We start from the raw sequence: 14,941 nt of genomic DNA, 5'->3' as shown, positions 1-14,941 counted from the left end.
GTGTGACGGGGACTGGGAGGGCGAAGCGGACGGGGCGGAATCCTGAGGGGTGGCGTCGGTGCCCTCGCGGGAGGCGTTCGTCTCGGGCCGGGGCTCGTCCTTGGTCAGGGAGATGAGGAAGGTTGCGACACCGCCGGCCGCGGCGACGGCCAAGCCGAGCAGCAGCCGCCGCCGGCCCGGTGGACCGGGCGCCGGGACCGGCGGGTTGTCCGCCTCGCTCCCCTGGGCATCGATGGCGGCCATGAGCGGCAGCGGCAGCCAGGCGGCGTCCGGGTGCTGGTCATCGCACGCCAGTTCCCGGGCGAGGCGTTCGGCCAGCGCGGCGGCCGTGGGGCGGGCGGACGGGTCGGGCTGTCGGCAGTCCGCGATCAGTGTGCGCAGCGCGTTGTCCGAAGTCGACTTGCCCAAGGCGTAGTCCAGCGTCGAGGCGAGCGAGTACACGTCGCTCGGGGGCCCGACCTCGGTTTCGGCCACCTGCTCGGGAGACATGAAGCCCCAGGAACCCGCGGGTTCGGCAGGCCGCGCCCAGGCGGCGATGCCGAAGTCGATCAGCTTCGGCCCGTCGGCGGTCAGCAGCACGTTCGCCGGTTTGACATCCAGGTGGACGATCCCGGCCTCGTGGATCGCGGCCAGCGCCTCCGCGAGCCGGGCGGCCAGCCGTAACGAGGAGAAGGCGGGCAGCGGGCCGAATCGCTCGATCGCCTCGCGCAGGGACACCGACGGCAGGAACTCGGTTGCCATCCACGGCACCTGGGCGTCCGGATCCGCGCCGACGACGGGCGGGCTGTGCAGGCCACCGGCCGCCGTCGCGGCCGCCACCTCATGCCTGAAACGGTCGCGGAGCTCGGGCCGGCGCGCCAACCCGGTGTGCATGACCTTGACCGCCACCGCCCGGCCGCCCCGGGAGCGTCCCAGGTAGACGACGGCCATGCCGCCTGCCCCCAGGCGAGCCAGGATCCGGTAGTCCCCGAGGGATCGGGGGTCGTCGCGCTCACGTGGCTCCACTTGTGCCTCCGTTCGGTCAGCTGGTGTTCGCGGGCGGGCTGAGGGCCTCGACATGCCCGCCCTCGGTGCCGACGCATACGAGCCCGTGGGCTGTGACGACTCCCGAGCCCCAACTCCGCGCCGCAGCGGTGCCGTAGGTCCACAGGACACCGCCACCGACAGTTTCCAGGGCGTGCAGGCGCGGTCCGGCGCTCGCCACGTACACCGTGCCACCGGACAGGCCGAGGAAGTCCGAGTCGTGGCGCGACCACAGCGTCTCACCGGTGCCGGCCCGCAGCGCGTGGATGCGGCCGTCGGGCTCGCTCACACAGAGCAGGCCGTTTTCCACTTGGTGCACGCTGCTCGGGTAGTCGAGCGTGCGCTGCCAGGCGACTTCACCGTCTTCCACCCGTAGGACGTGCAGCGTCAGATACGAGTCGAAGGCGAAGACCAAGCCGTCGCCGGCCAGGACCGGCCAGGCGTTCTCCACGGTGTAGCGCCACCGGATCCGTCCGCTGGCGGCGTCCAGTACGGTCACCTCTTCGCCGTTGTCCGCCACGACGACTTCGGAGTCTGCCGTGAGGGAGAAGGCGGTGGTGTCCGAAGTCCAGAGTTGCCCGCCGTCCCGCGTGTCCACGGCCACGATCCCGCCGGCGGAGATGAAGGTCAGCTCCCCGGCGGGCGTCACCGCGTACACGGAGCCGAACTCCGGCCGGTACGTCCACACGGTGGTGCCCGAGGAGACCTGAACGGCGTCAACGGCTTGCCGCTCGTCGCTCGGGTCGATCAGATACACCACGTCGTCGCCGACCGCCAGCTGGTCCGGTATGCCCGCCTTCGTGGGACGGGTCCAGAGGACCTCCCCGGTCCCCGGATTCAGAGCGTGAACATCGGCCTTGTCCTCGCTCGCGACGCCGTACGCGAGCACCACGCTGCCCGCGGCGAACAGGGAAGCGGGGCCGGCGTCCGCGTCGAGTACTTTCACCTTCCACCGCTGCTCGGCCTCCGGAGGCGGAGCCGGGCCGGGCTCCGAGGGCGATTGCGTCGGCGTGCCGGACGACGAATGGGAGGATGCCGCCTCGTCTGCCCCGCCACCCGTCACCGATAACAGCGTCCGGCTCAGTGCCACAGCACCGGCAACCACGGGGAGCGAAGCAGTGGCCATGAGAAGTCTGCGCCGGGTCGGCTTCCGCAGGGCCCCGGGCGGGCTGCCCGGGGCGTCGGCCGTCTCAGCCGCTGGGTCCGCGGTGCTTGCGGCCGACGACAGCGGCTCAGCGACCAGGGCCGCGACGCTCGGGGCCTGCGCGGCCCGGATGCCGATCTCCTGGGCGAGTGCTCCGGGCAGCCAGCGCGTGCCGTGCACGGAGGCGACGGGCTCGCCCAACCGGTCCAGCAGTTCGGCCGGGGAGGGCCGCCGTTCCGGAACCAGGTGGAGGCAGTCCACGACAAGCGCCCGCAGTCGACGGTCCGACAGCCCGGTGAGATCGGCTTGTCCCTTCGAAATCCGTCGCAGCGTCTCCGCCCGGGTCTCGGCGTCGAACGGCCCCTTCCCGGTTGCCGCGAACACAAGCACCGCGCCCAGTGCGAAGACGTCGGCAGGCGGCCCGGGGCGACCGCCGGACGCCTGTTCCGGGGACATGAAACGCGGGGTGCCGAGACGTGAGCCGGGACGGGTGATGTCGGTGGCGTCCGCGGGCCGGGCGATACCGAAGTCGATGACACGAGGGCCGCGCGCGGTCAGCATGATGTTGCCCGGCGTGAGGTCCCGGTGCGTCAGGCTGACCCGGTGGATCTCAGCGAGCGCCTCGGCCGCGGCGGCAGCCAGCAGGCGCACCGCGTCCGTCGGCAGGCCGCCGAACATTCCCACCGCCTCACCCAGCGACAGTCCCGGCAGATACGTGGTGACCAGCCAAGGCGGGTCGGCGTCGGGGTCGGCCTTCAGAAGCCGGGCGGTGAACGCGCCGTTCACCTGGCCAACCGCCTCCACCTCGCGCCGGAAACGGGCGCGGGCCTGGGTGTCGCCGGCCATCGACGCATGCACGACCTTGACGGCGACCAACTGGCCGCCCGGCGAGCAACCGAGGTGGACGACACCCATCCCGCCCTCGCCCAGCCGCCGCAGCAGCCGGTACTCGCCCACCTTCTCCAAGGCGCTACCTCCCCGTCCCGATATGACGGACCGCGCACCGACTGTAGTGGGTCGCATGCTGTCCGGCCCCGTGGATGAGGATGTCCACGATTCCCGCACCGGACGTTCGGCGTGGGCCGGCGATGAACATCTGCAACGAGGACCGCGGCACCGTCGAGCCCCAGATCTGCGTGCATGAGGACAACCAGCACCGGCGGATCGACGCCGTGTCGGGCGGGGGGCTGCTGAGGGAGACAGTGGGCAGGGTGTCGGTGGGCGGATTCGCGACGGCGGGGGAGACGGGCCGGCCAGTGCGCCACCCGGTCTTGGCCGACGGCCCGAGGATTCCCGGGAGGCTGCCGAACGTTGGCGCGGTGTTCCGGCTGCGCGGGCTGATGGTCCGCCCTGCCGTCACGAACCAGGGCCTGGGGCGGCGCCGCCGCGGTGCGATCATCGCCGGTCGTGGCGAGACCCTCGCGACGCTGACGTGCAGCACTCACCACCGGCCCGCGCGGCGGGGCTGCACGATCCTGGGACAGATCAAGCACACCTCCGCATTACCGTGCCGCTGACCGTCTCGCCGTCCTGAGGGCCGGTCCGGCGCGTTGTTCGTCTGCGGAACGCCGGGGCTCGTCCGCGCGATCAGGTGGTCGGAGGGCTTCTGCTCGGTGACCTCGTACCGGCCGGGTGAGGACGGCCACGACGACCTGCGGCAACTGCCGTTCAACGGTGGCTGCCATGGCTGGGCCTGCATCTGGCCAGGCCGCCGGGGACTGGAGTGCGCCGCCCGTCGCGCACCACGTCACTGCCCGGCGGCCTCGGACTCGGGCGGTGCCACGGCTGTGCGGAACGCGGCGGCGTTGCGCTGCGCCCACGCGCTGAACGGGCGGGGGGCGCGGCCGAGTACCCGCTCCACGTCCGGGCTGATGCGCAGCTCCGCCGCGTTCGGCTCGCCGAGGACGGTGAGAGTCGTCTCCACCACCGGCTCGGGCATGAAGCCGAGCATCTGTACCCGCGCCTCCTCACGGGTCTGCTCGACGAACCGGACCGGCTCGTCCAGCGCTTTCCCGATCGCTGCCGCGCGCTGCCGGGGCGAGCTGAGCCCGGGTCCGGTCAACGTGTAGACCCGGCCCGCGTGTCCGTCCTCGCGCAACGCCACGGCGGCGACCTCCGCGACATCGGCCGGGTCGACGACCGGTATGCCGACGTCGGCGAACGGCGCGGTCGCCGTCAGCCCGGCGCGGATCGACTCCACCCAGGCGAAGGCGTTGGAAGCGAAACCGCTGGGCCGCAGGATCGTCCACTCCAGACCCGACTGCCGCACCGCGTCCTCCATGGCCCGCAACGTGGCCCCGTGCGAAGCCGAGTCCGGCCTGGTCGCCACCCCGATCGAGGACAGCAGCACCACCCGCCGGACCCGGCCGGCCTTGGCCACGTCGAGGATCTCCGCCGGGTTCAGCCCCTGCGCGCCGGCGCCTCCGTCGTGCAGGAACAGCGCGTCGGCGCCCTCGACGACGGCCCGCAGACTCTCCGGCTCGGTCAGGTCGGCGCGCAGGTGCCGGACGCCCGTCGGCACGTCCGCTTCCGCGATCCCGCGCGACACGGCGGTCACCCGCTCCCCGGCCGCCGCGAGCACCGCCACCAGCGATCGGCCGACGTTGCCGGTCGCACCCGTCACCACGATCATGATCCAACTCCCCTGTCGGTCCTTGTCCGTTCTCGACACGGGGACGCTAACAGCCTGGATATAGTAGGTACCTAGAGGAAAGTGACTAGCTGGGAGGGGTGTGAACGGGATGGCCCCGGACGCCAGGGACACCACGGACGCGGCGACGGATCCCGCGCTCGCCTGCCCGATCGCCCCGGTCGTGGACATCGTGTTCAGCCGATGGACGACGCCGATCCTGTGGTCCCTGCACACCTTCGGCCGGCAGCGGTTCGTGGAACTGGAGCGCCGCATTCCCGGCCTGACCCCCAAGGTGCTCACCCAGCGGCTGCGGCAGCTGGAGCGCGACGGGCTTGTCGTGCGCACCTACTACCGGGAGATCCCGCCGCGCGTCGAGTACGAGATCAGCGAACTCGGCCTCAGCCTCGCCCCCCTCTTCGCCCACCTCGCCGAGTGGTCCAGCGCCCACCTGGACCGGGTCGAGCGGGCCCGGCACGACTACGACGCGCGGTAGGGCCGGTTCGCGGTCTGCGCGGACCCGGCTCCCCGCACGCCGGTCAGGAGCGCCCCCGCATCCGAAGCGAGAAGGCATTCGCTGGAGCGGACGCCCACGCGCGACTGCGGCCCGACCCTGCGCTCCGGCGGTCAGGCACACGAGAAAGGCGGAACTGCCCCCGACGTGCTCCGTGTTCCACGGCAGCGGATGGTTGCGACCGGAAGTCACCGCGGCCGACAAGCATCCGGGCGGCGGCGCGCGGAGGTGGGAGAGCCTCCGCGCCACGAAGTCGACAGCCTCCGCAGCGCTGAGGTCCGGGGGGAGGCAGCCGTCAGCCAGAAGCACCCATCTGCGGTGACCTGCCGGTGTCCCCACCGGTCCTCCCGGCGGGCGCCACCACGCGAACCACCGGCCGGGCGCCCGGGGGCCCGGATCGCCGCCGGAGGGCGGGTCGAGCCGTTCTTGAGCACCTGTGAACCCCGCCGCATCGCGTCCGGCGCGCGGTCGGTCGTGCGTCACCCGGGGCCTGCCGCGCCGCCGCGCGACCGTGCCGCCCGGACGACCCGGCGTGCCCGTGCTCCGGCCCGAACCCGTTCCACCGCGGCATCACCCCGGGCAGCGTCCACGCCGACCGGCTCCCGCGCGCCCGCCCAACGGGCCTGCCGGCGTCACGAACTCCCGGCGCGGGCGAGAGGACACGGGCTCAGGCGTCCGGCGCCCGGCCGGGGGATCCGAAGATCTGGAGGAAGATCCGCATCAGCTCGTCCTGGATCTGGTCGAGCGTCGCCTCGACGGCCCCGGCGGACCACGTGTGGAGCAGGCCGTTGACGGCGCCGAGGAAGGCGAAGGCGGCGAGCCGGTAGTCGCGCGCGGCGATCTCGCCGCGCTCGGCGGCGACGGACAACTCGGCCAGCAGGAGGTCGGCCCAGCGGGTCCGCGCCTCCAGACGGTGGCGCTCCAGGTCCGGGCTGACCCCGACGATCTCGACGAACATGATCCGCATCGTCCGCGGATCGGCGGCGACCGCCGAGGCGCAGGCGCGGAACGCGGCTGCCACCCGCTCCAGCGCGCCGCCGTCCGTCACCTCGGCGAGCGCGGCGACCATGGCCTCCTCGACCCCGCGGTGGCTCTCCCGGTAGAGAACGGTCAGCAGGTCCTCCAGATTGCGGAACTCCTCGTAGAACTGCCGGGTCGACAGATCGGCCCGCGCGCACAGGGCGGGGACCGAGGAGGCACGGTAGCCGGGCCCGGCGCCGAACAGTTCCAGGCCCGCGTCGAGCAGGCGCCGGCGCCGTTCCGCCCGCCGTTCCTCCGCCGGCCTGCCCGCGTACGGGCGGGACGGTCGTTTCGCCGCACCGGACACACGCGCCTCCTTCGTCTTCACATCCGTCAAGGGATTCTCCCGCGCGCGGCTCTTGTCAGGTCCACTTCCCGGGTCCTACCTTTGCGTCACCGCAATCTGAAATAAGCGTGTTTCACAAAGGTCGCCGCCGAGCTCCGAGCAGCCGGGCGGACGAACCCCGCCCCCACAGCCCACGGAGGCCCACCGATGCGCTCCCGCACCGCACTCGCCCTCGCCACCGCCGGAGCCGCTGCCGCCCTGCTGGTGCCGTCCGTGGCCTACGCCACGGCCGATACGGCGGCCGGCGACGGATACGAGCGGTATGTCGCCCTCGGCGACTCCTTCGCCTCCATGGGTTCCCTGACCGAGATGTACACCGACCCGGAGACCGACTGTCTCCGGTCCCGCGACAACTACCCGGCCATGGTCGACGAGGCGCTCGCCCCCGGCGAGTTCGTGGACGTCACCTGCGCCGGGGCGGTCACCGGCGATGTGCTCCGCGAGCAGCTCGACGCCCTCACCCCCGACACCGACCTGGTGACCCTGAGCATCGGCGGCAACGACATCGGCTTCGCCAGCATCGCCCTGACCTGCGGCAGCCGCGGGCTCTTCGACCCCCTCGGCCACCCCTGCCAGGACTACTACAACGAGCACGGCACCGACCAGCTCGCCGACACCATCGCCCTGACCGCGCCGCTGATCGACGACGTCCTCGCCGGTATCGCCGAACGCGCCCCCGATGCCGAGGTGGTGGTGGCCGGGTACCTGCGGCTCCTGCCCCCCGAGGGCGGCTGCTGGCCCCTGATGCCCATCGCGGCCGGTGACGTCCGCTACATCACCGGCGTCCAGGAACAGCTCAACGCCATGATCGGCGAGCGCGCCGAGGCCGCCGGCGCGACGTTCGTCAACCCCGGCGAGGCCACCGGCCACGACGCCTGCCAGCTCCCCTGGAACCGCTGGGTCGACGGCCTCTTCCCCCTCGCCAACGGCACCCCCGTCCACCCCACCGCCGCCGGCCAGCGCCACGTCACCGAACTGATCACCGCCGCGCTCTGAGCACCCAGCGGTGCCCCTTCCCGGGGGACCTGATCCGCCCGACCGACCGGATCGACATGGCCACCGGCGAGATGGCCAGGTCGCCGGTCGCCGGTCGTCGGCGAACCGCCGTGCTTCTCGAAGGTCACCGGGCGTCCCGGCGTCTCCGGGATCCCGTCGAGTCCGATGCGGCACTCCGCACCGGCCACGGCATGCGCCGCGGTGCGGGAATCCACCACGAAGGAGGTCCCGGGAAATCCGACGACACCCGCCCGGCCGGGAGCGTGCCCGCACGTGCGGCAGTCCTTGCCCGGCGTGACTTCCGCATCCAGGGCGACTCTGTTGTTCCCCGGCGTTACCATCTCCCCATGCGTCTTTCGTCGTGTCTGAGCTGGTGGCGCTCCTCGTAGGAGCGGCCACCTCTCATGCGCGCACCGGGCCGTTCGGACGGACGGCCCTTTTGTGTTCCCTGGACCGGGGTCGGTGTCGTCCTGACGGCGACACCGACCCACCAGGAGAAATACCTATGAAGACCACCCTCCCCGCACCGGGCCCCGACGCGCTCGGGATGTCCGCCGTCCAGGAGGATCCCGGGCGATTCCGGGTGCTGACCGGCGACCGTCCCACCGGACGGCTCCACCTGGGCCACTACTTCGGCACGCTCCACAACCGCGTCCGTCTCCAGAACCTCGGCGTGGAGACGTACGTGATCATCGCGGACTACCAGGTGCTGACCGACCGCGATGTCGCGGACAACCTCACCGGGTACGTCGAGGAGCTGGTCCTGGACTACCTCGCCATCGGCGTGGACCCGGCGCGCAGCACGATCTTCGCGCACAGCGCCGTTCCCGCCCTCAACCAGTTGCTGCTGCCCTTCCTCAGCCTCGTGTCGACGGCGGAACTCGGCCGCAATCCCACGGTCAAGGACGAGATCGCCCGCTCGCGGCAGTCCTCCGTCAGCGGACTGATGTTCACCTACCCCGTCCACCAGGCCGCCGACATCCTCTTCTGCAAGGCCAACCTGGTCCCGGTCGGTCAGGACCAGCTCCCGCACCTCGAACTCACCCGGACCATCGCCCGCCGTTTCAACGACCGTTACGGCGCCGGCACCGCCGTGTTCCCGCAGCCCCGTGCCCTGCTGTCGGACGCGCCGCTGCTCCTCGGCACGGACGGCACCAAGATGAGCAAGAGCCGGGGCAACGCCATCACCCTGGCCGCCGGCGCGGACGAGACCGCCCGGCTGATCAAGGGGGCCAAGACCGACTCCGAGCGCCACATCACCTACGACCCGGCCACACGTCCCGAGGTGTCGTCCCTCCTCCTGCTGGCGGCCCTCTGCCAGAACAGGACCCCGCGGCAGGTCGCCGCCGGGATCGGTTCCGGGGGAGCCGCCGCACTGAAGAGGACCGTGACCGACGCGGTCAACGAGTACCTGGCCCCGATCCGGGCCCGCCGTGCCCAGTACGCGCGGGACCGCGCCTACCTCCGCGACGTCCTGCGCGAGGGCAACGACCGGGCCCGGGCCGTGGCCGACACCACCCTCGCCGAGGTGCGTGCCGCCATGAACAGCCACTACTGACCCCCCGGGCGGGGACGGCACCCTTGTGCTCGGCGGCGGGACACCGGGGCGACACCGGCGCGACACGCGGACCCCTCAGGCTTCCGGTCATGAACCGTCGTTTCCTCGTCAGCCTGCCGCTCGCCGCGGCGCTCGCCGTCTCCGTCCCCGCCGCCGGTTCAGCCGCCGGTTCGGCCGCCGGTTCACCGGCGGCGGCGCCCCTCACGCTCGCCGTCATGGGCGACGCGCCGTACGGGGCGGAGCAACTCGCCGCGTTCCCCGCCCTGGTGGACGACATCAACGGCGACCCCGGCGTCCGCCAGGTGATCCACCTCGGCGACATCAAGACCGGCAGCAGCCCCTGCACGGACGCGTACTTCCGGTACATCGCGGCGGAGTTCGAGCGCTTCCGCGATCCGCTGATCTACACGCCCGGCGACAACGAGTGGACGGACTGCCACCGGCCCGCCGCGGGCGGCTACGACCCGCTGGAGCGGCTCGACGCCCTGCGTTCGGTGTTCTTCGCGGAGCCGGGAGCCGCGCTGGGCGTGCGCCCGATGGCGCTGGAGTCGCAGGCCGCCGACCCCGCACACGCCGTCTTCGCCGAGAACACCCGCTGGGTCTCGGCCCAGGTGGCCTTCGCCACCGTGCACGCCGTGGGTTCGGACAACGGGCTGGCCCCGTGGTTCGGCGGGAACGAGACGCCCGAGCAGACCCAGCGCCGGGAGGCCGAGGTCCGGGCGCGCACCGACGCGGCACTGACCTGGATCGACGACACCTTCGACACCGCGGAGGAACGCGGCCTGCGGGGCGTGGTGATCAGCATGCAGGCCGACACGTTCGCCGGGGGCGGCGCGGTCGGTTATGCCGAGATCGTCCGCCGCCTGGCGGACCGGTCGCGGGAGTTCGACGGGGAGGTGCTGCTGCTCCAGGGCGACACCCACCGATACCTCGTGGACCGGCCGCTGGCCGAGGGGCACGAGGGCTACGGCATCACCGAGCCGGTCACCAACCTCACCCGGATCGTGGTCGAGGGCGAAACCGTGTCGGAGTGGCTGCGCCTGACCGTGGACCCGAGGGCCGAGCAGCTCTTCACCTGGCAGCGCGTTCCGGTGGACTGAGCGCGGTGGACTGAGCAGGGGGCCGGGCCACGGCCGCCCGGCGGGCCCCGGCGGCGCTACGCGGTCGAGGAAGCGCGGGCGGGCGATCGTCGCCCGCCCGGCCCGCCGTCGGCGGGCGGCGGCAGGAGGCCCAGGGCCTGGGCGCGCAGCACCGTGGCGACGCGGTCGCCGGTGCCGAGCTTCCGGTACAGCCTCTCCACGTGTTTGTGCACGGTCCGGACCGAGATGCCGAGGCGGTGGCCGATGGCCCGCGCGGTCAGCGCCTCGGACAGCAGCACGAGAACGGCCGCCTCGCGCGGGGTCAGACCGTGCGCGACCGCGGGTTCGGTGACCGCCGGGCCGCCTCCCGCGGGCGCCGTCGCCGCCCCCACCGGACCGAGCAGCTCGAAATGCCTGTCGATGCCCGAGAGAAGGGGCTGAAGGGCGCGCGCGTGGGCGATGTGATGCTCGGTGAAGTCGCGACCGGAGCGGTAGAGGAGGTAACCGCGGACCGGATGGGTACTCGCCGGGAGCGGGATGCTCAGCACATGCTCGGCGCCGCGGGGGGCCGCCGGGCGGCCGGGCGCGCCGACCCGCGCCGCCGTGTACGGCGAGCGATCGCCGGTCGACGCGTACAGGGCCGAGAAGGGGTGACCCGTCCTGATCCGGACCAGTGTCTCCTCGTCGACACGCGGCGCTTCCGGCCCCCGGGAGGTCCAGAAGCGCACCGTCCCGGAGCGGTCGTCCCAGTGCTCCGCCTTCGGAACGGCGAACTCCGCCTCGCACGACCGCAGCAGCTCCGCCACCACCAGCGACCGCACTTCCTCCGGGTTCCTCTCGTGCAGGACGGCGACAGCGAGGTCGGCCATCCGCCGGTAGGAGGCCCCGGCAAGGCCGGAGCCCAGGTCGCCCGTGTCCATACGCACTTCTCCCCATGCCGGTGACGCCCCGGCCGCCCCCCATGATGGCAGCCGCGACGAACCGGTCGTCGACCGGCTGACCACTCATCGGCCCGCGCCGGGCGCCCGGCAAACGTCTGGGGGAGATCCTGCTCAGCCTGCCTGTGTTCCGGGGGAGAGAGACGCAGCGGTTCGTCCGCGGGGCCCGGAAGCGGAACGTCCGCACCCGCATGCCCTTCGACCTGACCCCGCCGCCGCTTCAGGGGGTGCGCAGGGGGGCGTTGTACCGCTCGAAGATGTCGTACAGGTCGCGCGCCCGGAGCCCGTACTGCGTGGCGTCGTCGTTCGTGCCGTTGTAGCGGGCGAGCACCGTCGCGGTGTCGGCGGCGGTGTAGGCGAGCCGGTCCGCCGTGACTCCTTTCCGGTGGGCGCTGTGGATGTGCACCAGCGCCACGGTGCTGACGTTGTAGTCCTCGTCGTCGCGCAGCGCCTTCCAGACGTCCCGGAACACGTGCCAGTCGCCGCCGTCCAGTGGCGCGCCCGGGATCAGGCCCTGGGAGACGGCGTGGTTGCGGGCCTCGATGGCGGTCTTGGCAAAGATCTGGGCCACGCCGGTACTGGAGTCCTCCACGGCCGGGATCGGCATGGGGGGCGCCGGACCGATGGGGTTCTGCTCCCATGCCTCGAACGACTCCCGCCACCGGTAGTGGGCCGCGACGGCGAGGTCGGCCGCGTCGTCGGTGATGTCCGCCTGGTACTCCCAGAAGATCACGGCCTGCATGAGCGCCTTGCGCATCCGCAGGGACCGGGCCAGGCCCGTGATCAGCGGGTCGAGGTCCATGACCTTGGCGGCGCATTCCTCGGGGCTGCGGGCCCGGTACCAGTCGTCGTGGCCGTTGTCCTCGATGTAGGTGACCAGATCCCTGGCCAGCGCGTCCTGGTGTGACCGGTCGAAGTACACATCCAGCGCGCGGTCCGGAGCCCGGGGCGTGAACTGTGTCTGTCCCGGGTCGCGCCCGGACGCGATGTCGTTGTCGATCTCGATACGGCCGGCGTCGGCCCCCACCCAGATCGTGGAGATCTGGTCGAACGCCCAGTCCCTGGGGAGGGGGAAGCCCATGTTGCCGCTGTAGGCGGTCGACATGTCCGACACGAAGCTGGAGACGGTCAGGCCGGCCTGGGCCAGGCGGCTGCAGATGTTGCGCGGTGCGTAGACGCCGACGCGGTACTCGCTGCCGTAGTGCGCCATGCGCGAGGCCAGGGCGCGGAAGTGCGGGATGACCCGGCTGGTCACCTCCTCGTCCACGGCGTCGTAGTCGACGGCGAAGTAGATGATGGTGCCGGCCTGGAAGCCGTGCTCGCGGGCCGCCTCCAGAGCCGCCAGGGCGTCGAGCGCGCCCCGCTGCGGCGAGAAGTACTCCCGGTCGCCGCCGTTCGTCTGGTAGATCGGGAAGACGGAGAGCCCGCCCGCGACGATGGTGGCGAGTTCGCCGGGCTGGATCTTCTTGTTCCGCGCGTTCGGGACACTGGCGTTGGTCAGATACCGGCCCACCGTCGTGTACCCGGCGGCCCGGAGCGCCTGCGCGCGGGCCGGGGTGATCTCGGTGACGCAGTCGCACGCGGTGCCGGGCCGGGTCGGATCGCCGGTGCTGACCAGCAGCGACGCCCAGGTCCGGAAGTCCGCGCTCCCGCCGGTCGGCGCCAGGTGCGCGAACTGCTGGAACCGCGAGACCGTGTCCGCCAGGGCCCCCGAGTAGTGGCCGTCGAACGCGACGTCCCAGCCGTTGAACCGCATCGCCGCCTGGAAGAGGCGGACGAACTGCTTCGTCGTGTCGGAGGCTCCGACGCCCAGCATCGCCTGCGACCGGATGCCGTCCTGGGTGCCGGGGCCGAAGCGTCCGTTCGCGACGTCGTCGCCCATGCCGATCTCGTACTGGAGGGCGAAGATCAGGGCCTTCTGCACATCCCTGGAGAAGTGGCCGTCGCAGGGGCAGATGAAGAACTCACGGCGGTGCACATACCGGCCGTTCAGCCACTGCTGGATCGAGCGGACCTGCTCGGTGCCGTCGCCCACCACGACGTAAGGGTCCATGGTGAGCAACGCCTTGAACACCTTCGGCTCCAACGCGCCCCCGGGATACGCCCCGGCGATGCCCATGTCCGCCTTGAGCGCCGAGACGGACTCGGCCACCTGGGAGTTGTACGAGCCGTCGATGCCGCCGCCGTCGTACCCCTTGCAGTACAGGCCCGATTGCACGATCCGGTAGACGTTGCCGTGCCGGGTCAGGTCGTCGATCTGCGGCCCGAACCGTGACTGCAACGTGCTCAGCGTCGTCGCACCGAAGCTGTCGGACAGCGCGGTGATGCCCAACTCGTGTTGCAGCGCACGCGTCAGGGCGAACATCACGGTCCAGCTCGTCCTCCCGTTCTCCTCCACCTTCGGGATGCCCGGGACGTCGTAGGAGTTGATGAACCTCTGCGCCAGCCGCACCATCTCGTCGGCCATGTCAGACCCAGTCCTGGTACTGGGTCCCGTTGCAGTCGACCATGCGGAACCCATCGTGCTCGCTGTCGTCGATGCAGTCGTCGGTGGCCTCGTTCCTGAGCGTCATGCGCACCTCGTGGTGGCGGACGACGTACCAGCTCACGTTCTCCGAACTGCCGCAGAACTGCGTGCTGAAGCCGTGCGGGCCGTCGTAGATGCACCGCCCGGTCGCCACGTTTTGGAAACGGCGCGTGCCGTCGTTGAACACGTGGACGTTCCACTTCTGGTGGTCCGAGCCGTTGCACCACAGGGTGCGGAACCCCTCGTCGCTGTCGTCCATGCACCGCAGCGTGCCCAGGCTCTGGAAGGTGTTCACGGCGAGGACGGTGACGCCCTCGTCGCGGGGTGCCGCCTCGGCGCCGGTGGCTCCGGAGGTGGTGACCAGCGCTCCGGCACACAGCACGGGCGCCAGCAGCGTCCTGATCCAGGTCCGCTTCTTCATTTTCGTTCTCCCCCTGTTGTCTTTTCCGGTGTCTTTTCCGGTCGGTGACGCTCCCGCCCGGCGGTCGGGGCGTCGTCGGACGTCATGGCCTGCCGCCGGGGCAGGTGCCGGGTCAGGTGAGCGGTGTGCAGGCGGTGTCCATGTAGCCGCCCGCTTCGTACAGGGTGGCGCAGGTGCGGGCGGCCTCACGGGAGAGGCTCAAGTTGATCGGGATGGTGAGGGTCTCGCTGTAGCGGTTCCCCGTCCAGGTCTGCTCGCCCTCCGCGATCACCTGGTTGTTGTAGTCGAGAAGGCGCACGTGGACGCGCGGGTTGCCGACACCGGCGGCGCTCACGAAGTGGCCCTCGATGTACTCGATGCTCTGCGAGCTGGTGTAGCCGACCTCGGCACACACCATCCCGGTGCCGGACTGGATGGCGGTGCAGCCGCTGTTGGTCTTGGCCGCGGCCGTCGGGATGGTGGCGACGAAGGCCACGGCGGCGGCGCCCACGGCCACACCGGCCCGCAGGCCGAGCCTGCGCCGCCTGTTCTTCCGGGTGGCGGAGGCGGATGAGCGGGTGTCGAGGACTGGGGTCACGGGGTGGGTCTCCTTGCCGGGATCGTGCATCGGTGGGGTCCGCCCGGTCGGGTCCGTTTCCGGGGTCCGGGTTCCGGGTGGCGCGGGTGCCATCGTCTGCCGGGCGGGGCTCTCGCGACCATGGGGAGAAGTACGTAGGCATACGGGCGATCGCGGGCCGGGTTTCCCG

13 protein-coding genes are annotated in these 14,941 nt (G+C 71.9%); 5 read left to right on the top strand and 8 right to left on the bottom strand.

Annotated features, from left to right (window positions below):
- Positions 1-1,005, bottom strand: a 1,005-nt coding sequence (locus ACSNOC_RS24005) for a serine/threonine-protein kinase (RefSeq protein ID WP_436749643.1), incomplete at its 3' end; no start/stop codon positions are given.
- 16 nt (positions 1,006-1,021) lie between these two features.
- Entirely contained in the window at positions 1,022-3,124 is a 2,103-nt protein-coding gene (locus tag ACSNOC_RS24000) for a protein kinase domain-containing protein (RefSeq protein WP_436749645.1), read from the bottom strand.
- A gap of 89 nt (positions 3,125-3,213) precedes the next feature.
- On the opposite strand from ACSNOC_RS24000, the gene ACSNOC_RS23995 reads away from it, so the two are divergent.
- Positions 3,214-3,684 (top strand): hypothetical protein, encoded by a 471-nt coding sequence (locus tag ACSNOC_RS23995; protein ID WP_436749642.1) that lies wholly within the window; start codon positions 3,214-3,216, stop codon positions 3,682-3,684.
- Between the two features lie 230 nt (positions 3,685-3,914).
- Here the strand turns inward: ACSNOC_RS23995 and ACSNOC_RS23990 are convergent, their stop codons facing one another.
- Entirely contained in the window at positions 3,915-4,799 is an 885-nt protein-coding gene (locus ACSNOC_RS23990; protein ID WP_436749641.1) for an SDR family oxidoreductase, read from the bottom strand.
- Positions 4,800-4,908: 109 nt separating this feature from the next.
- Here ACSNOC_RS23990 and ACSNOC_RS23985 point away from each other — a divergent pair, with 109 nt between their 5' ends.
- Positions 4,909-5,292: a winged helix-turn-helix transcriptional regulator gene (locus ACSNOC_RS23985; protein ID WP_436749644.1), complete on the top strand. Its 384-nt coding sequence runs from the start codon at positions 4,909-4,911 to the stop codon at positions 5,290-5,292.
- 685 nt (positions 5,293-5,977) lie between these two features.
- Here ACSNOC_RS23985 and ACSNOC_RS23980 read toward each other — a convergent pair.
- Positions 5,978-6,637 carry a TetR/AcrR family transcriptional regulator gene (locus tag ACSNOC_RS23980; RefSeq protein WP_436749640.1) on the bottom strand — a complete coding sequence of 220 codons (660 nt, stop codon included), beginning with the start codon at positions 6,635-6,637 and terminating at the stop codon, positions 5,978-5,980.
- Positions 6,638-6,823: 186 nt separating this feature from the next.
- On the opposite strand from ACSNOC_RS23980, the gene ACSNOC_RS23975 reads away from it, so the two are divergent.
- The 3 genes from ACSNOC_RS23975 to ACSNOC_RS23965 all read left to right on the top strand — a co-directional run bounded on the left by ACSNOC_RS23975 (position 6,824) and on the right by ACSNOC_RS23965 (position 10,330).
- On the top strand, positions 6,824-7,672 hold the full coding sequence (locus ACSNOC_RS23975) for an SGNH/GDSL hydrolase family protein (RefSeq protein ID WP_436749639.1): 849 nt from the start codon (positions 6,824-6,826) through the stop codon (positions 7,670-7,672).
- A gap of 505 nt (positions 7,673-8,177) precedes the next feature.
- Positions 8,178-9,230: a tryptophan--tRNA ligase gene (gene trpS / locus ACSNOC_RS23970; protein WP_436749638.1), complete on the top strand. Its 1,053-nt coding sequence runs from the start codon at positions 8,178-8,180 to the stop codon at positions 9,228-9,230.
- An 89-nt stretch (positions 9,231-9,319) separates the two neighbouring features.
- Complete coding sequence (locus ACSNOC_RS23965; protein WP_436749637.1) at positions 9,320-10,330, top strand: metallophosphoesterase family protein; 1,011 nt, start codon at positions 9,320-9,322, stop codon at positions 10,328-10,330.
- 56 nt (positions 10,331-10,386) lie between these two features.
- Here ACSNOC_RS23965 and ACSNOC_RS23960 read toward each other — a convergent pair whose 3' ends face one another.
- The 4 genes from ACSNOC_RS23960 to ACSNOC_RS23945 all read right to left on the bottom strand — a co-directional run bounded on the left by ACSNOC_RS23960 (position 10,387) and on the right by ACSNOC_RS23945 (position 14,772).
- On the bottom strand, positions 10,387-11,229 hold the full coding sequence (locus ACSNOC_RS23960) for a response regulator transcription factor (RefSeq protein WP_436749636.1): 843 nt from the start codon (positions 11,227-11,229) through the stop codon (positions 10,387-10,389).
- Between the two features lie 238 nt (positions 11,230-11,467).
- A complete protein-coding gene (locus ACSNOC_RS23955) occupies positions 11,468-13,714 on the bottom strand; it encodes a glycoside hydrolase domain-containing protein (RefSeq protein WP_436749635.1) in 2,247 nt (748 codons plus the stop codon).
- Position 13,715: 1 nt separating this feature from the next.
- Positions 13,716-14,195 (bottom strand): RICIN domain-containing protein, encoded by a 480-nt coding sequence (locus ACSNOC_RS23950; protein ID WP_436749634.1) that lies wholly within the window; start codon positions 14,193-14,195, stop codon positions 13,716-13,718.
- Between the two features lie 112 nt (positions 14,196-14,307).
- Positions 14,308-14,772, bottom strand: coding sequence for a hypothetical protein (locus ACSNOC_RS23945; protein ID WP_436749633.1), 465 nt, complete (start codon positions 14,770-14,772; stop codon positions 14,308-14,310).
- Between the last annotated feature and the right edge of the window lie 169 nt (positions 14,773-14,941).

This window comes from Streptomyces sp. URMC 129 (assembly GCF_051386415.1).
In the GTDB taxonomy this organism is placed as follows: Bacteria; Actinomycetota; Actinomycetes; order Streptomycetales; family Streptomycetaceae; genus Streptomyces.
Note: the sequence above shows the minus strand (reverse complement) of the source record. Positions and strands in the feature narration are given on the sequence as shown.